This is a genomic window from Pseudomonas bijieensis (assembly GCF_013347965.1).
GTDB classification, from domain to species: domain Bacteria; phylum Pseudomonadota; class Gammaproteobacteria; order Pseudomonadales; family Pseudomonadaceae; genus Aquipseudomonas; species Aquipseudomonas bijieensis.
Genome location: NZ_CP048810.1, coordinates 2155413 through 2173374, shown reverse-complemented (window position 1 = coordinate 2173374; position 17962 = coordinate 2155413). Strand labels below are relative to the sequence as shown.

Sequence of the window (17962 nt, the reverse complement as noted above, 5' to 3'; positions counted from 1 at the left end):
TGTGCAAGAGCATTATGCAAAGCAGCAGCAACCTCTTTCCTGTCGCTCTGATCAGCGCCGAGCGGCGCGGTGATCTGAGTGAAGATGTCTATCGCTTGAAACCCGGCAACAGCCCCGACGCCAGCGTCGAACTGGCCGTCACCCGGCTGGGCATGGCCGATGCCAGCGAAATCCGTGGCGTCCCGGTGATCCTGTTGCACGGCAGTTTTTCCAATCGACGCTTCTGGTATTCGCCCAAGGGCCTGGGGCTGGGAGCCTACCTGGCACGCCTGGGCTTCGATGTGTGGATTCCCGAGATGCGCGGCCATGGGTTATCCCAGCGCAACCAGGCCTATCGAAACAATCGGGTGGCCGACTATGCCCGCTACGACTTGCCGGCCATCGGTGCCTTCGTGCGTGAGCAGAGCGGGCAAGTGCCCCACTGGATCGGTCACTCCTTGGGGGGTATTACCCTCGCGGCAGCCTTGGGTGGCCATTACCTGGGCGAACCTGCGGTGGCTTCGGCGGCGTTTTTCGGTACCCAGGTCAGCCGCACCTACTGGCCGTTGAAGATCCCGCCGGTGGAGTGGAGCGGCCGGTTCATCCTCAAGCGCTTTGCCCAGTTGTCCGGCTCAAGGCTCAAGCGCGGCCCCGAGGACGAGCCCATCGGCCTGGCGCTGGAAAGCATGCGCTGGTACGGCCTGTTCGGACGGTTCGGCGATGCCGAGAAGAACTGGTGGGCCGGGCTGGCCGATGTCCAGTTGCCGGTGCTGGCGGTGAGTGCCGCTGGCGATCACCAGGACCCTACCTGGGCTTGCCGCAAGCTCTTCGAGCAGATCGGTTCCGAGCACAAGCAGTTTGTCTGCCTGGGCCAGGAGCAGGGTTTCAAGGGCGATTTCGGCCACGTCGAGATGCTGGTCAGCAAAGCGGCACAGGCTGAGGTCTGGCCTCTGGTAGCCCGTTGGCTGCAAGATCAGCAGGCGCCGTTGCTGGAAAGTCTGCCCGCCCTGGCCGAGGCGGTTTGAGGGAAAGGCTCTGACATGGGCATTTCGCTCTGGTCGGCTTGCGGCTAAGATATGACGCTTGACGCGGTTCCAGTCACAAACGGTTGCTCATTCAGTCCGACGTTCCAGCCTTTCAGGAGTTGTTCGATGAACCATTACCTCACGCCCGACCTGTGCGACGCCTACCCGGAACTGGTGCAGGTGTTGGAGCCGATGTTCAGCAATTTTGGTGGCCGCGACTCCTTCGGCGGCGAAATCGTGACCATCAAGTGCTTCGAAGACAACTCACGGGTCAAGGAGCAGGTTGAACTCGAGGGCAACGGCAAGGTGCTGGTCGTCGACGGCGGCGGCTCCCTGCGTCGGGCGCTGCTGGGGGACATGCTGGCGGAAAAAGCCGCGAAAAATGGTTGGGAAGGGCTGGTGATCTACGGTTGCATCCGTGACGTAGACGTTATTGCCCAGACCGACCTCGGGGTCCAGGCCCTGGCCAGCCACCCGATGAAAACCGACCGGCGTGGCGTCGGCGAACTCAATGTGCCGGTGACCTTTGCCGGCGTGACGTTTCGTCCAGGCGAGTATGTCTACGCGGACAACAACGGCGTGATCGTCTCGCCTAGCCCGCTGAAAATGCCTGAATGAAGCACCACTGCCATAAGGGATGAGGATGTTCGAGGAAGAAAACGCGCAGTGGGGGCTGGTGCATGCCCTGGTGCTGGACGGTAAAGGCGGCGCGCGTTCCATAGCCCGGACCGAACTCGACGATTTGCAGTTGCAGGCCCATGAAAGCCTGTGGCTGCACTGGGATCGCAGTCATCCGCAAACCCACACCTGGCTGCGCAAATCCAGCGGCTTGAGCGAATTCAACTGCGACCTGCTGCTCGAGGAGAATACTCGTCCGCGCCTGTTGCCATTGCCCAACGCCGAGTTGCTGCTGTTTCTTCGAGGCATCAACCTCAACCCGGGTGCCGAGCCGGAAGACATGGTCTCGGTACGGATCTTTGCATCCGCCCAGCGGGTGATCTCTCTGCGCCTGCGTCCGTTGCGCGCTACCGATGAACTGCTGGCGCAGTTGGCCGAGGGCAAAGGACCGAAAAACGCGTCGGAACTCATCCTTTATATGGCGCAGTACCTCACCAACAAAGTGCAGGACCTGGTCACTTGTCTCTCTGAGATCGTCGATACCGAGGAAGAAAAACTTGATACCGACGAACGGTATACCCCCGAGCACGATGCCATTTTGCACATCCGGCGACGGGCCGCCGGACTCAAGCGCTTCCTGGCGCCACAGCGGGACATTTTCGGCCAGATGACGCGACTCAAGCTGCCGTGGTTTTTCGACGATGACAGCGACTATTGGAACGAATTGAACAACAGCCTGACCCGTTACCTCGAGGAACTGGAATTGACCCGAGAGCGCGTGGGGCTTGTGCTGGAGGCCGAAGACCGGCGCCTTTCGGTGCGGATGAACCGCACCATGTACCGCTTCGGCATCGTCACCGGGATTTTCCTGCCGATGAGTTTTCTCACCGGCCTTCTGGGCATCAATGTCGGCGGCATTCCGTTTTCCGAAAGCCCCTACGGTTTCATGATTGCCTGCCTGTTGATGATCTGCGTGGCGCTCGGGCAGTGGTGGTTGTTCCGCCGCTTGCGCTGGGTGTGATGGGGTTTCATGTGACCCGACGAAATTTGATCGCGTCTTCCACAGACATCACGAGAGGTGCGTATGCACGATCCGTTTGAACAGTCTTTGCGCGACATGCTCAAGGCTTCGCCGTCCAGCCGGGATGATGATGCGTGCCTGGGACGTGTACTGAAAACCGCCAACCGCCAGGTCGGTGCGGGCGATCTGTTCAGCCTGCTGGGCCGCTGGTTGCCTGCGCTGATGATCGCCCTGAATAACGGATCGGCCCATGTCTCGCCGGTTTCCCGCCGTAAACCTGTTACTCGCACCGCTGATAAGGCTGATTGAATATGGAACTTGATCTCTGGACCCAGAGCCTCGTCACGGCAATGACTGCGTTGTGGACCAAGGTGGCTAACTTCATCCCGAACCTGTTCGGCGCCCTGGTGGTGCTGTTGCTGGGTTTTGTCGTGGCCAAGCTGCTGGACACGCTGCTGTCCAAGCTGCTCGCCAAACTGGGTCTCGACCGCCTGATGGGCGGCACCGGCCTGACCAAACTGTTGTCCCGTGGCGGCATCCAGGTACCGATCTCGACCCTGGTCGGCAAGATCGTGTATTGGTTCGTACTGCTGATTTTCCTGGTTTCGGCTGCGGAATCCCTTGGCCTTGAGCGAGTTTCGGCTACGCTCGACATGCTTGCGCTGTACTTGCCGAAGGTTTTTGGTGCCGCGCTGGTACTGCTGGTCGGTGTTCTGCTGGCGCAGCTGGCCAACGGGCTGGTGCGCGGTGCCGCTGAGGGCGTCGGGCTGGATTACGCCGCGGGCGTAGGGCGAATTGCCCAGGGCCTGGTGATCATCATCAGTATTTCGGTAGCGATCAGCCAGTTGGAGGTCAAGACTGACCTGCTCAACCACGTGATCGTGATCGTATTGATTACCGTTGGTCTGGCGATTGCCCTGGCAATGGGATTGGGAAGTCGTGAAATCGCCGGGCAGATCCTGGCGGGAATCTATGTGCGTGAATTGTATGAGGTTGGGCAACAAGTGCGTGTTGGCGAGGTCGAAGGCCAGATCGAAGAGATCGGCACGGTGAAAACCACATTGCTGACCGAGGAGGGCGAACTGGTGTCGCTTTCCAATCGGATCCTGCTGGAACAGCATGTGAGTAGCCGCTAACCCGGCAAACCCTGCTAATGTATGCCGCCGCAAAATGCCCGATACGGCAGGCTGCGGCGCACATTGACCTAGACTGTCGGCCCGACTTGTTTTGAACAAACCCCAATCGCTATCCACGCGCTACGACCCCCGTGATCTCTCCGATGAGGAGTTGGTCGCGCGCGCGCATACGGAGTTATTCCACGTAACGCGTGCATACGAAGAATTGATGCGCCGTTACCAGAGGACATTATTTAACGTTTGTGCACGATATCTCGGGAACGATCGCGACGCTGATGATGTCTGTCAGGAGGTGATGTTGAAGGTGCTGTATGGCCTGAAGAACTTCGAGGGGAAATCGAAGTTCAAGACCTGGCTCTACAGCATCACGTACAACGAATGCATCACGCAGTATCGCAAGGAACGGCGAAAGCGTCGCTTGATGGACGCGTTGAGCCTGGACCCTCTCGAGGAAGCGTCTGAAGACAAGGCGCCCAAGCCCGAGGAAAAGGGTGGACTCGATCGCTGGCTGGTCCATGTGAACCCGATCGATCGGGAGATTCTGGTGCTACGATTTGTCGCAGAGCTGGAATTCCAGGAGATCGCAGACATAATGCATATGGGTTTGAGCGCGACAAAAATGCGTTACAAGCGCGCTCTAGACAAATTGCGTGAGAAATTTGCGGGCATTGCTGAAACTTAGTTCGGCGCAAATATCTCTTACGTGTAGGCAAGTTCTGATAGACTTGCCGCCGAGTTGTCCCCCGGTTTGCGGGACTGCTTCACAATCACCAGATGGGGATTTAACGGATGAAACTGAAAAACACCTTGGGCTTTGCCATTGGTTCTTTGATTGCTGCCACTTCGTTCGGCGCTCTGGCACAAGGCCAAGGCGCAGTTGAAATCGAAGGCTTCGCCAAGAAAGAACAATTCGACAGCGCTCGTAACTTCAAGAACAACGGCAACCTGTTCGGCGGTTCGGTTGGTTACTTCCTGACCGACGACGTTGAACTGCGTCTGGCCTACGACGAAGTGCACAACGCCCGTACTGACGACGGCACCAACGTCAAAGGCGCCAACACCGCTCTGGACGCTCTGTACCACTTCAACAACCCAGGCGACATGCTGCGTCCTTACGTCTCTGCCGGTTTCTCGGACCAGAGCATCGACCAGAATGGCAGCAACGGTCGTAACCGTTCCACCTTCGCCAACGTTGGCGGCGGTGCCAAGCTGTACTTCACCGAGAACTTCTACGCCCGTGCTGGCGTTGAAGCTCAGTACAACATCGACCAGGGCGACACCGAGTGGGCTCCAAGCGTCGGTATCGGTGTGAACTTCGGTGGCGGTTCCAAGCCTGCCGCTGCTCCAGTTCCAGCTCCGGCTGAAGTCTGCTCCGACAGCGACAACGATGGCGTCTGCGACAACGTCGACAAGTGCCCTGACACCCCAGCCAACGTAACCGTTGACGCTGATGGCTGCCCAGCTGTTGCTGAAGTCGTTCGTGTTGAGCTGGACGTCAAGTTCGACTTCGACAAGTCGGTCGTCAAGCCTAACAGCTACGGCGATATCAAGAACCTGGCTGACTTCATGAAGCAGTACCCATCCACCACCACTACTGTTGAAGGTCACACTGACTCCGTCGGTCCTGACGCTTACAACCAGAAACTGTCTGAGCGTCGTGCAAACGCCGTTAAGCAAGTTCTGACCAACCAGTACGGTGTTGAATCGTCCCGCGTTCAGTCTGTTGGCTACGGCGAATCCCGCCCAGTTGCTGACAACGCCACTGAAGCTGGTCGTGCAGTTAACCGTCGCGTAGAAGCGCAGGTTGAAGCCCAAGCTAAGTAATTAGCCCACAGCTTTGGAAAAGCCCGGCTTAGGCCGGGCTTTTCTTTGCCTGCGATTTATTGAAAGAGCCTTGGTGTCGCCACAGTGTGGCTGCTTAAAACACCGAACCTGTGGGAGCAAAGCTTGCTCGCGATGGGGTAGGGCCAGCAACATTCATATGGGCTGACACACCGCTATCGCGAGCAAGCTTTGCTCCCACAGGTTCGGTGGTTGGGTGTTGTTTGTTACAGCGCCGAAGCCTGAACCCACGAAGGCTGCGACCCTGCACATTCGGTCGCGCCTGCCACTGCGCCAATCACCAGGATTGCCGGGCTCTTGAGTTGAAAGGTGCCTGCATCGGCTTCCATCGAAGCCAGGTCACTGCGGCAATCACGCTGATGGGGCAGGGAGGCGTTTTCGATCATGGCCACTGGCGTATTCGCCGCCAGGCCGCCGGCCAGCAATTGCTCACGAATCTCGCTCAGTTTCGCCACGCCCATGTACACCACCAGCGTCGTGCCGCTTTGTGCCAAGGCTTGCCAGTTCAGGCTGCTGCCATCCTGGGTGTGGGCCGTCACCAACGTCACGCCCCGAGCAACCCCGCGCAGAGTCAGTGGAATATCGCACTGGGTCGCCCCCGCGAGGCCGGCGGTGATGCCATTGACCAGTTCGACCTCGACGCCATGCTCGCGCAGCCATTGGGCTTCTTCACCGCCGCGACCGAAGATGCAGGGGTCGCCGCCCTTGAGACGCACCACGCATTTGCCCTGGCGAGCATAGCGCAGCATCAATCGATGAATGAACGCCTGGGGCGTGGAGCGGCAGCCGCCGCGCTTGCCGACGGCAATGATGCGCGCATCGGGGCAATGCTCCAGCACTGCGGTATTGACCAGATCGTCGATCAACACCACGTCGGCCTCACCCAGGGCGCGCACGGCTTTGAGGGTCAGCAACTCAGGGTCACCGGGACCCGCACCCACCAGCCAGACTTTTGCGTTCATAGTGTTTTCCTCACGAGATAGCCGCCAGTGGTTGCGCAGTGGCAACCAGCAGGCGCTTGATTTCCGGTACGCAGGAGCCGCATTGCGTGCCACAGCCCAGTTCCTGTTTGAGTCCCTGCAAGTCCAGACCACGTTCAATGCCTGCACAGATCGCACGCTGGCTGACGTTCATGCAGTTGCACAGCGTTTTGCTGCCCCCCGTCGTGGCGCCGACATTGCCCGGCGGCGCGCTCAGAGGCGCCAGCAGCCAGCGTCGCAGTTGTTCATCGGCACGACCTTCCAGCCACAGGTTCTGCAGCCAGTGCCGAGCCAGGGTTTCGCCAGCCAGGCGAATGGCGGTGATGCGGCCGTTTTCGATTCGAACCCGTTTACCGATAGAGCGACGGGGATCGTCATAGGCCAGTACCGGCCCATCGATCAGGCCCAATTGCTCGTCGATCGCCTGGAGCAGCTGCGGTTCGGGGGCAACAGCGCTGGCCGCGCGAATCAGCAACGCGGGACGCTCACGGCCGGTCAGGCTCAGGCTGACGTAGGAAAACGCCTCACACAGGGGCCGCAGCGCCTCCAGATGCTGTTGAACATCGCCTTCGATCAGGGCGAAAAGCTGCCAAGGCAGGTTCACCGGTTCCAGGCGCACACCGCTGTGTTTGAGTTCCGGTTGTTTCGACAACGGATCGAAGGCCGGTTGAGTCAGGGTATTGACCCCGCCCTTGAGGAACCGATCGCCCCAGTGCATGGGCAGGAACGCCTGGCCAGGGCGTACGCTGTCGTCGCTGTCCACGGCCACGATCACGCTGCCGCGACGGCTCTTGAGGTTGACCAGGTCGCCCGCCTGCAGGCGATGCCGGAGCAGTTCGTCGGGATGCAGGCTGAGTACCGCTTCGTTCACATGACCGAACAACTGCGCGGCGGTACCGGTGCGGCTCATGCCGTGCCACTGGTCACGCAAGCGACCGGTGTTCAGCGTCAATGGGTAGCGGGCGTCACGCAGTTCCTTGGCGGCGCGATAGGGGTCGGCCACAAACCGTGCCCGGCCGCTGTCGGTAGGGAAAATCCCGTCCATGTACAGGCGAGCCGTTCCGACCGTCGCACCCTCGGGGAAGGGCCATTGTTGCGGGCCGAGTTGATCGATCAGGGCATGGCTGATGCCGGACAAGTCCAGGTCACGGCCGCGGGTCAGTTGTTTGTATTCATCGAACAGTTCGGCTGGGGCTGCAAAGGCAAACAGGCTGGGCTGCCCCGGCCGCAGGCGTTTCTCCAGGCGTTGTGCGAAATCCACTGTGATTGCCCAGTCCGCACGAGCCTCCCCCGGTGCGCCGATGGCCCGACGGACGTGGGAAATACGCCGTTCGGAGTTGGTCACCGAGCCTTCTTTCTCGCCCCAACTGGCCGCCGGCAGCAGCAGGTCGGCAAAGGCAGCGGTCTCGGTGGTGCGGAAGGCTTCCTGCAACACCACGAATGGGCAAGCTTGCAGCGCTTCACGTACCGCCGTCTGGTCTGGCATCGATTGGGCTGGGTTGGTGCAGGCGATCCACAAGGCCTTGATCTTGCCACTGCGAACCTGCTCGAACAGCTCGATGGCGCTCAAACCGATGGTGGCGGGCAATTGCTCGACGCCCCAATAGCGGGCGACTTCGGCGCGATGTTCCGGGTTGGCGGCTTCGCGATGGCCCGGCAGCAGGTTCGACAGGCTGCCGGTTTCCCGTCCGCCCATGGCGTTGGGTTGACCGGTCAGCGAGAAGGGCCCCGCGCCCGGCCGCCCGATCTGCCCGGTGGCCAAGTGCAGGTTGATCAGCGCGCTGTTCTTGGCGCTGCCGGCGGTGGACTGGTTCAAGCCCATGCACCACAGGGACAGGAAGCTCGGCGAGGTACCGACCCATTCGGCGCACTGGTGCAGTTGTTCGACGCTGATGCCGCACAACTGCGCGACCATCGCCGGGGTGTAGTCGCGTACCAGGTTCTTCAGGTCCGCCAGGCCTTCGGTATGGGCCTTGATGAAGTCGCGGTCGACCCAGTCTTCCCACAGCAGCAGGTGCAAAATCCCATGGAACAAGGCGACATCGGTACCGGGCAGGATCGCCAGGTGCAGGTCCGCCAGGTCGCAGGTGTCGGTGCGCCGCGGGTCGATGACGATGACTTTCATCTGCGGTCGGCGGGATTTCGCCTCTTCGAGACGACGAAAGAGGATGGGGTGAGCGTAGGCCATGTTACTGCCGACGATCATCACGCAGTCGCTCAGTTCCAGGTCTTCGTAGCTGCAAGGTGGGGCGTCGGCGCCGAGGCTGCGCTTGTAGCCCACCACGGCGGAGGACATGCACAGCCGCGAATTGCTGTCGATGTTGTTGGTGCCCACCAATGCCCGGGCGAGTTTGTTGAAGGCGTAGTAATCCTCGGTGAGCAATTGGCCGGAGATGTAGAACGCCACGCTGTCGGGGCCGTGTTCGGCGATGGTCTCGGCGAAGACGCTGGCGGCGTGATCCAGGGCGCTGTCCCAGTCGCTGCGGGCCCGGGCCAGACCTTTGCCCAGGCGCAGTTCGGGGTAGAGGGCGCGGGCGGTGAGGTCGCCGGTCAGGTGCAGGGTGGAGCCCTTGCTGCACAGTTTGCCGAAGTTGGCTGGATGGGCGGGATCGCCACTGACGCCGAGGATGCGCTCGTCGTCATGCTCGATCAGGACGCCGCAGCCGACCCCGCAATAACAGCAGGTCGAGGCAGTGATCTGGCGGTTCATCAGCTTGCGTCCCGCAGGGCCAGTTGCACTCGGCCGTTTTCGACCCGGGCCGAATGATGATGGGCGCAACCCACATCCGGCGCCTGGGCCTGGCCGCTTTCCAGGTCGATCTGCCAGTTGTGCAGCGGGCAGGCCACGCGCTTGCCGTAGACCAAGCCTTGGGACAACGGGCCGCCCTTGTGCGGGCAACGGTCATCGAGGGCGAACACTTCATCGTCGCTGGTGCGGAATATCGCGATATCGCCTTTGGGGCCATTGATGATGCGCGAACCGAGGATGTTGATTTCTTCCAGTGCGCAGATATCCAACCAGTTCATGCCGGCACCTCCAGGTTTTTCACGGGGATGACTTCAAACTCTTTTTTCAGCAGTGGCTGTTCCAGGCGCTGTTTCCAGGGGTCTTGCTCCAGCGAGAGGGAAAACTTCAGGCGTTCGTGGAGGGCCTTGCGCCGCTCGGGATCTTCCAGCACGGCTTTCTTGATGTGCTCCATGCCGACCCGCTGCATGTAGTGCACGGTGCGTTCGAGGTAGAAAGCTTCCTCGCGGTACAGCTGCAGGAAGGCGCCGTTGTATTCGCGCACTTCCTCGGCGGTCTTGAGCTTGACGAAAAACTCGGCCACTTCGGTCTTGATCCCGCCGTTGCCGCCGATGTACATCTCCCAGCCGGAATCGACGCCGATGATGCCAACGTCCTTGATGCCGGCTTCCGAGCAGTTGCGTGGGCAACCGGAGACGGCCAGCTTCACCTTGTGCGGCGACCACATGTTGAACAGGTCGTGTTCCAGCTCGATGCCCAGTTGGGTCGAGTTCTGCGTGCCGAAGCGGCAGAACTCACTGCCCACGCAGGTTTTCACGGTGCGGATGGATTTGCCGTAGGCGTGGCCGGAGGGCATGTCGAGGTCTTTCCACACGCCGGGCAGGTCCTGCTTTTTGATCCCCAGCAAATCGATGCGCTGCCCGCCGGTGACCTTGACCATCGGCACGTTGTACTTATCGGCCACGTCGGCGATGCGCCGCAGTTCCGCAGGATTGGTCACGCCACCCCACATCCGCGGGACGACCGAGTAGGTGCCGTCTTTCTGGATGTTGGCGTGGGCGCGTTCGTTGATCAGGCGTGATTGTGGATCGTCCTGAGCCTCGCCGGGCCAGGTGGAAATCAGGTAGTAATTAAGCGCTGGCCGGCAGGTGGCGCAGCCGTTCGGCGTGCGCCAGTTCAGGTAGCTCATGGCCCCGGCGATGGTCAGCAGGTGCTGATCGCGGATTGCCTGGCGGATCTGGCCATGGTTGAGGTCGCTGCAACCGCAGATGGCTTTTTCGCTTTTCGGCTTGACGTCCGCCGCACCGCCGACGGTATTGATCAGGATCTGCTCCACCAGGCCGGCGCAGGAGCCGCAGGAACTGGCGGCCTTGGTGTGTTTCTTCACGTCATCGACGCTGAACAGCCCGTGTTCCTGGATCGCCTTGACGATGGTGCCCTTGCACACGCCGTTGCAGCCGCAGACTTCGGCGCTGTCGGCCATGCTCATGGCTTTGTCCTGGCCTTGGTGGCCTACATCGCCCAGGGCGTTTTCCCCGAACATCAGGTGATCGCGGATCTCGCCGATGGCATGGTTCTCACGGATCTGGCGGAAATACCAACCACCGTCCGCCGTATCGCCGTACAGACAGGCGCCGACCAGCACGTCGTCCTTGATCACCAGCTTTTTGTAGACCCCGCCGATGGGGTCGGAGAGGGTGATGGTTTCGGTGCCTTCGCCGCCCATGAAGTCGCCGGCGGAGAACAGGTCGATGCCGGTGACTTTCAACTTGGTCGAAGTGACAGAGCCCTTGTAAGTGGCGAAGCCCAGTTGTGCGAGGTGGTTGGCGCAGACCTTGGCCTGTTCGAACAACGGTGCTACCAGGCCGTAGGCGGTGCCACGGTGGTTGGCGCATTCACCGATGGCGTAGATGCGCGGATCGTAGGTCTGCATAGTGTCGTTGACCAGGATCCCGCGGTTGCACGGGATGCCGGACTTTTCCGCCAGCTCGGTGTTGGGGCGGATGCCGGCGGCCATCACCACCAGGTCGGCGGGGATGATGTCACCGTTCTTGAACTGGACCGAGCCGACCCGGCCGTTGCCGGCGTCGTACAGGGCCTGGGTCTGCTCGCTGAGGCGGAATTTCAGGCCACGGTTTTCCAGGGCGGTTTGCAGCAACTGGCCGCTGGTCTTGTCCAGTTGCCGCTCCAGCAGCCATTCGCCCAGGTGCACCACGGTCACGTCCATGCCCCGCAGCTTCAGGCCGTTGGCGGCTTCCAGGCCGAGCAAGCCGCCACCGATCACCACGGCGTGCTTGTGGGTCTTGGCGGTGTTGATCATGGCCTGGGTGTCGGCGATGTCGCGGTAGCCGATCACACCCTCCAGGGTGTTGCCGGGGATCGGCAGGATGAAAGGCGTGGAGCCGGTAGCGATCAGCAGGCGATCGTATTCGGCTTCGCTGCCGTCTTCGGCGATGACCCGGCGCTTGACCCGATCGATCTCCACCACCTTGCGGTTGAGCAGCAGCTTGATGTTGTTGTCCAGGTACCAGCTCAGGTCGTTGAGTACGATCTCTTCGAAGGTCTGCTCGCCGGCCAGCACCGGCGAAAGCAGGATGCGGTTGTAGTTGGTGTGGGGCTCGGCGCCGAACACCGTGATGTCGTACAGCTCGTTGCTCAGCTTGAGCAGCTCCTCGAGGGTTCGAACCCCGGCCATGCCGTTGCCGATCATTACCAGTTTGAGTTTTTTCATCAGGGTTCTCCGCAAGTTCAGGCCCGTTTCATCACGGTGATCGGGCTGGCTCGGCAATTTTTTCGAAAACAAAAAAAGGCGTCCCGCTAGTTGCCTAGCGAGGACGCCTTTGTCCTGGTCCCGTTCTCTCGGGAAGCACCGCCTTCATCGTTGGAGGCGTTGCTTTATGTATGGTGAGAGAGGTTATGCAGTGGTTGTGCCAAGTGGCTCGGGGTCACGAATTTATTGGGGGAGCGGCTGATGGCGCGCAGGGGAGAGGGATTTATTGCACCGAATCAAAGCGTGTTGCCCGGTAATGGAGCGTGGTAGCCGATAGCTTTGTAGTGGCAGCTAGGCCGCCTTCGCGAGCAGGCTCGCTCCCACAGAGGGCTTCAGTGCATGCTGCAACTGCATACCAAGCAAATCCCCTGTGGGAGCGGGCTTGCTCGCGAACGCGGTGGATCAGCTTGCATCAATGCTGAATGTGCCGCCGCCTTCGCGAGCAAGCCCGCTCCCACATTGGATCTGTGGTGGCCACAAAACCTGTGGGAGCGAGCCTGCTCGCGATGGGCGCGACTGGATCTCAGCCATGAAATACCAAAAACAGCAGCACGATGTTCACCACCAACGACACCAGCGCCAACGTCCGCCAGACCTTCAGCGGTTCTCTTTCCAACAACGGCCTGGGCCTTACGCCCAAGCTGCGACGTTCGCCCTGTTCCAACAGCAACAACCATTCCTCGGCGGTTTCAAAGCGTTGATCCGGATCCGCCGCGACGGCCCGTTCCAGGCTCTGCCCGAGCCATTCGGGCAAGTCCGGCCGATAGCGGCTGGCACCGACCGGCGCGCCAAAACGCGGGCGTTGGAAGGCTTCGATTTCGCCGTAGGGATAATGCCCGGTCAGCAGGAAGTACAAGGTCACACCAACGGCATATAAATCCTGTTGCGCGGTTGGCGCGGTGCCGGCGAAGGCTTCCGGAGCGATGTAACTGGGCGTGCCGGGCAGCACGTTGGCCTGGTCCTCGGACAAGCCCGGGCAGTACGCCAGGCCGAAATCCAGCAAGCGCAACTCCCCGTCGTCACCCAGGTGCAGGTTTTCCGGCTTGATGTCGCGGTGGTAGATCTGCCTTCGATGCAACAGGCCCACCGCCCGCACCAGCCGCTGCGCCAGCTCCAACCATTGGGCGAGAGGTAGTGGCCCGTCCTGGTTGAACAGCTCGGCCAGGGTCACGCCCGAATATTCGCGCATCACGTAGTAGAGATGCTGACGCTGGGGAACGCCATGGACCTCGGGAAATTGTCGCCCGGCGACCCGTTTGAGAAACCATTCTTCCGAGAGCAATGCCTGTGCGGCCCGGCTATCGTCGCGCAACTGAGTCGGCAAGGTTTTCAGCAGCCAGGGCTGGCCCTGACCGTCGTGTACCCGATAGAGCAACGATTGTTGGCTATGGCCGAGCAGGCCTTCGATCTGCCAGCCTTCGAACACCTGGCCCGGTTTCAATGCCGGCGGCAGGGGCCATTGCTGCAGTTGGATCAGGGCATCGCCGATGCTCGCTTCGCCCACGGCATCGACCCGCACCAACAAGGCGCTGGCGTTGTCCTGGCTACCGGCCAGGTGTGCGGCATTGACCAGTGTCTGCGCCGCAAGGTCCAGGTCCGGCTGGTCGCGAAGAATGCCGGCGATGGCCGTGTCCCCCAGGACTGCCCAGACACCGTCGCTGAGCAGCACAAAGGTTTCGTCGATGCGTAACTCGCCGTCGAGAAAGTCCAGGATCAGGTGTTGATCCAGGCCCAGGGCACGCTTGAGCACGTGCTGCATGCCTTGCTGTTCCCAGACGTGATCCTCGCTGACTCGTTGCAGATGATCGGCATGCCAGCGGTAGACCCGGCAATCGCCGACATGAGCGAGGGTGAAGCGTCGGCCCCGCAGCACCAGCGCGCTAACGGTGGTGAGCAGCGGTTGCCCGCCACCGTTGGCCTGCAGCCAGCGATTCTGCGCCAGCAGCAAGCGGTCCAGCGCCTGGGCCACACCCCAGGTCTGCGGTGTGGAGTAGTAATCCAGGGCCAAGGCCTGCAAGGTCGAACGGGCCGCCAGCCCGCCATCGGCGCATTGGCTCACGCCGTCGGCGATGGCGAACAGGTAACCCTTGCTGGCGGCCAGGGCCGGGGCCGGGGTGACCAGGCGCAGGGCGTCCTGGTTTTCTTCCCGCGGGCCGATGGCACTGGCTTCGGCGAAGCTCAATTGCAGGCTCATGGTTGCAGGTTATACCCGGGCAGCGGTGACAGCGGCCGAACCCCAAGTGGTTCTCCAGCGACGCTTGACGCCGTGCAGGCCGAACCAGGCCAGGACCCCGAGGCTGGCGAACAACCACAGGGCCAGTTGATAGCTGCCGGTGCTCTGCTTGATCGCGCCCATGCCCGCCGCCAGGGCAAAGCCACCGATGCCGCCGGCCATGCCGATCAGCCCGGTCATCACGCCGATTTCGCGACGAAAGCGCTGTGGCACCAGTTGGAACACCGCGCCATTGCCTGCACCGAGACCGAGCATGGTGCAGACGAACAGGGCCAGGGCTGCGTAGGAGCTCGGCAGGTTGAAGCCCACCGCCGCGATGCAGACGGCAGCAACGGTGTACATGCCGAGCAAGGTGCGGATACCGCCGAAACGGTCCGCCAAGGCGCCGCCCAATGGCCGCATCAGGCTGCCACCGAAGACGCAGGCGGCGGTGTAGTAGCCGGCGGTGACCGGGCTCAGGCCGTACTGGTCGTTGAAGTAGCCGGGCAGGGCGCTGGCCAGGCCGATGAAACCGCCGAAGGTCACGCTGTAGAAGAACATGAACCACCAGCTGTCCCGGTCGCCCAGGGCCTTGAGGTAGTCGGCCATGGATTTGGCTTTTGGCCGTTCGGGGGCGTTCTTGGCCAGCCAGGCGAAGAGCACCAGGGTCAGCACCAGCGGGATCAGTGCGAAGCCGAACACATTGGTCCAGCCGAAGGCCACCGCCATCACCGGGGCGATCAGCGCCGCGAGCACGGTGCCCGAGTTACCGGCACCGGCAATGCCCATGGCCTTGCCTTGGTGTTGTGGTGGATACCACTGGGAGGCCAGCGGCAGCGCCACGGCAAACGAAGCGCCGGCCACACCGAGGAACAGGCCCAGCAGCAAGGCTTGTTCATAGCTGTGGATGCCCAGTTTCCAGGCGCAGAACAGCGCGCCGATCACGATCACCTGGCCCACCATGCCGGCGGTCTTTGGCGAGATCCGGTCGGCCAGCAAGCCCATGAACAAGCGCAGTACGGCGCCGGCCAGGATCGGCGTAGCGACCATCAGGCCGCGTTGCTGGGTAGTCAGGTGCAGGTCGGCGGAGATCTGTACCGCCAGTGGGCCGAGCAGGTACCAGACCATGAAGCTCAGGTCGAAATAAAGGAAGGCCGCGAACAGTGTCGGGGTATGGCCGGATTTCCAGAAGCTTGAATTCATCGCGCACCTCAGCTGTAAAAGTCTCGAGAAATGAGTCAGTGCTTTGAGCAGTGCGCCGTCTGTGGTCGCACCACCGGCCCCGAGAGGCCAAAACAAAAAAAACGCCGCAACCCGGATCGCCAGAGAGGCAAGGAGGGTGTGCGACGTCTTTGTCGTAGGTGGGGCAACCGCCGTTGGTTACCTGTGGGATTGCTTAAGCGAGATCTGTGCCAACCCGGGGATTGTGGGGCGGCCTATCGCGAGCAGGCTCGCTCCCACAATGGATCGTTAGTGGGCACAATACCTGTGGGAGCGGGCTTGCTCGCGAAGGCATCCGGTCAGTCGACATCGATGTTGAATGGAAAGCCGCTTTCGCGAGCAAGCCCGCTCCCACATTGAAACTTCAGTGGCTACAGGACCTGTGGGAGCGAGCCTGCTCGCGATGGCGCCAGGCCAGGCGGTACAAGGCTTTCAGCCGAGCAACTCGTTCATGGCAATGATCTGCTCCGCCACCTGGATCAGCTTCTGCTGGCGGCTCATGGCCTGGCGGCGCATCAGGGGTGTAGGCCTGTTCTTCGTTGCATTCCTTCATCTTCATCAGCATGCCCTTGGCCAGTTCGATGCGCTTGCGTTCGGCCAGTTGCTGGTCGCGGGCCAGGAGTTGGGCGCGCAGGGCCTGATCGCTTTCGAAGCGGGCCATGGCCACATCGAGGATCGGTTGCAGGCGCGCGGCGTGGATGCCTTCGACGATGTAGGCGCTGACGCCCGACTTGATCGCCTGGCGCATCACATTGGGGTCGTGCTCGTCGGTAAACATGACGATCGGTCGTGGTTGGTCGCGACTGACCAACACCACTTGCTCCATCACATCGCGCCCGGGTGACTCGGTATCGATCAGGATCACGTCCGGACGCACCGTTTCGACGCGCGCTGGCAGGTCGATGGTCAAGCCGGATTCATCGATGACTTCGAAGCCGGCCTCAATCAGGGCGGCCTTGAGACGGCCGACTTTTTTCGCCGTGTCGTTGATCAGCAGGATACGCAGCATGGTCGTGGCTCCTGTCAGCGGCTGGCGAGAAGGGGAGCCGCATCGCTCAAGGCGTGCAGTTTGAAGCTCTTGGCATACCCGGCCGGGTCCGAGCCGTCCCAGATAGTGCCGTCGATCAGTTGGCTGCTGCGCATGTCCTGGCGCGGGGACGCGATATCCAGCGCCGCGCAGGCTTCACGGTACAGCTTCAGTTGTTGGACTTCCTGCGCCACGGCCAGGTAATCCGGGTCTTCGCGCAGCAGGCCCCAGCGACGGAACTGGGTCATGAACCACATGCCGTCGGACAGGTACGGCAGGTTCACCTCGCCGTTGCCATGGAAGCGCATCGCGTGAGGATCCTGCCAGCTATTGCCCAAGCCGTCGGCATAGATGCCCAGCAGGCGCGGCTCGATGCAGTCCAGCGGCGCGTCGAGATATTCGGGCGCGCTCAACAATTGTGCGGTGCTGCGGCGGTTTTCGCTGCTTTGTTCGATAAAACGACTGGCCTCGAGGATCGCCATGACCAAGGCCCGGGCGGTATTGGGGTACTGCTCGACGAACGCGCGGGTGCAGCCCAGGACTTTTTCCGGGTGGTCGGGCCAGATGGTCTGGGTGGTCGCCAGGGTGAAACCGAGGTTCTGCTTCACCGCGCTGGCGCACCAAGGCTCGCCGACGCAAAACCCGTCGATACGCCCGGCTTGCAGGTGCGCAATCATCTGCGGCGGCGGCACCACCACGCTGTCGACATCCGACAACGGGTGGATGCCCTGGGCGGCGAGCCAGTAATACAGCCACATGGCGTGGGTGCCGGTGGGGAAGGTCTGGGCGAAGGTCAGTTTCGGGCGAGTTTGGTGCACGTGCCGTTCCAGTGCTTCAGGACTGGTCACGCCCTGGGCCTGGAGGCCATGGGACAGGTTGATGCTCTGGCCGTTCTGGTTCAACCCCATCAGCACGGCCATGTCGGTCGATGCGACGCCGCCGATGCCCAGGTGCACGGCATAGATCAGGCCGTACAGGCTGTGGGCGGCGTCGATTTCACCGCTCACCAGCTTGTCCCGCAGGTTGGCCCAGGACGCCTGGCGCTTGAGGTTCAGGGTCAGGCCGTAGGGTTGGGCGAAACCTTGGGTCGCGGCCACGACCACCGGGGCGCAGTCGCTCAAAGCCATGAAGCCAAGGTTGACCGCGCTCTTTTCCGGGGCATCGCTGCCGTTGACCCAGGCCAGGGGATTGGCTGGAACTTCATTCATCGCGCATCACCTTCTACATAAAAAAAGCGCCGTACCCGGCCGATTGCCAGAGCAGGGCCGGATGACGACGCCGTTGTCCCTAAAAACAGTGTGGCACTCATTCCGCCATTGGCATGGGCGCCGATGAACAGTAATGGTGCAAGGCATATGCCAGCCCGGTTGCTCATCACCTTTCCA

The 17962-nt window shown here is 61.6% G+C and carries 14 protein-coding genes and 1 pseudogene; 7 read left to right on the top strand and 8 right to left on the bottom strand.

The annotated features are described in order from the left end of the window. Positions 1-14: 14 nt before the first annotated feature. The 7 genes from GN234_RS09355 to GN234_RS09325 all read left to right on the top strand — a co-directional run bounded on the left by GN234_RS09355 (position 15) and on the right by GN234_RS09325 (position 5603). Positions 15-1004: an alpha/beta fold hydrolase gene (locus GN234_RS09355; protein ID WP_109751504.1), complete on the top strand. Its 990-nt coding sequence runs from the start codon at positions 15-17 to the stop codon at positions 1002-1004. A 126-nt stretch (positions 1005-1130) separates the two neighbouring features. Further along, positions 1131-1622, top strand: coding sequence for a ribonuclease E activity regulator RraA (rraA, locus tag GN234_RS09350; RefSeq protein ID WP_109751505.1), 492 nt, complete (start codon positions 1131-1133; stop codon positions 1620-1622). 25 nt (positions 1623-1647) lie between these two features. Continuing rightward, the gene (locus GN234_RS09345) at positions 1648-2643 is read left to right on the top strand and encodes a zinc transporter ZntB (protein WP_109751506.1); all 996 of its coding nucleotides are present in this window, start codon (positions 1648-1650) and stop codon (positions 2641-2643) included. Positions 2644-2706: 63 nt separating this feature from the next. Next, positions 2707-2952 carry a hypothetical protein gene (locus GN234_RS09340; protein ID WP_014337331.1) on the top strand — a complete coding sequence of 82 codons (246 nt, stop codon included), beginning with the start codon at positions 2707-2709 and terminating at the stop codon, positions 2950-2952. 2 nt (positions 2953-2954) lie between these two features. After that, complete coding sequence (locus tag GN234_RS09335; RefSeq protein ID WP_053183230.1) at positions 2955-3779, top strand: mechanosensitive ion channel family protein; 825 nt, start codon at positions 2955-2957, stop codon at positions 3777-3779. A gap of 91 nt (positions 3780-3870) precedes the next feature. Further along, a complete protein-coding gene (gene sigX, locus GN234_RS09330) occupies positions 3871-4461 on the top strand; it encodes an RNA polymerase sigma factor SigX (protein ID WP_092197526.1) in 591 nt (196 codons plus the stop codon). A gap of 107 nt (positions 4462-4568) precedes the next feature. Then, entirely contained in the window at positions 4569-5603 is a 1035-nt protein-coding gene (locus tag GN234_RS09325) for an OmpA family protein (RefSeq protein WP_109751507.1), read from the top strand. Positions 5604-5827: 224 nt separating this feature from the next. Here GN234_RS09325 and cobA read toward each other — a convergent pair whose 3' ends face one another. From cobA to GN234_RS09285, 8 genes and pseudogenes are all read right to left on the bottom strand, one after another. Further along, entirely contained in the window at positions 5828-6583 is a 756-nt protein-coding gene (gene cobA / locus GN234_RS09320) for a uroporphyrinogen-III C-methyltransferase (protein ID WP_109751508.1), read from the bottom strand. Positions 6584-6593: 10 nt separating this feature from the next. Then, on the bottom strand, positions 6594-9311 hold the full coding sequence (locus GN234_RS09315) for a nitrate reductase (protein WP_176688341.1): 2718 nt from the start codon (positions 9309-9311) through the stop codon (positions 6594-6596). Beyond that, positions 9311-9628, bottom strand: a complete 318-nt coding sequence (gene nirD, locus GN234_RS09310) for a nitrite reductase small subunit NirD (protein ID WP_018605256.1) — start codon at positions 9626-9628, stop codon at positions 9311-9313. Before nirD ends, GN234_RS09315 begins: the two co-directional genes overlap by 1 nt. Further along, positions 9625-12078 carry a nitrite reductase large subunit NirB gene (gene nirB, locus GN234_RS09305; RefSeq protein ID WP_176688340.1) on the bottom strand — a complete coding sequence of 818 codons (2454 nt, stop codon included), beginning with the start codon at positions 12076-12078 and terminating at the stop codon, positions 9625-9627. The genes nirD and nirB overlap by 4 nt, the downstream gene beginning before the upstream one ends. Positions 12079-12640: 562 nt before the next feature. After that, entirely contained in the window at positions 12641-14311 is a 1671-nt protein-coding gene (locus GN234_RS09300) for a bifunctional protein-serine/threonine kinase/phosphatase (protein ID WP_176688339.1), read from the bottom strand. Between the two features lie 9 nt (positions 14312-14320). Next, a complete protein-coding gene (locus GN234_RS09295; protein WP_025212688.1) occupies positions 14321-15532 on the bottom strand; it encodes a nitrate/nitrite transporter in 1212 nt (403 codons plus the stop codon). Between the two features lie 450 nt (positions 15533-15982). Then, positions 15983-16559: pseudogene (locus GN234_RS09290) on the bottom strand (ANTAR domain-containing response regulator). 14 nt (positions 16560-16573) lie between these two features. Further along, on the bottom strand, positions 16574-17785 hold the full coding sequence (locus tag GN234_RS09285; protein WP_109751513.1) for a CmpA/NrtA family ABC transporter substrate-binding protein: 1212 nt from the start codon (positions 17783-17785) through the stop codon (positions 16574-16576). Between the last annotated feature and the right edge of the window lie 177 nt (positions 17786-17962).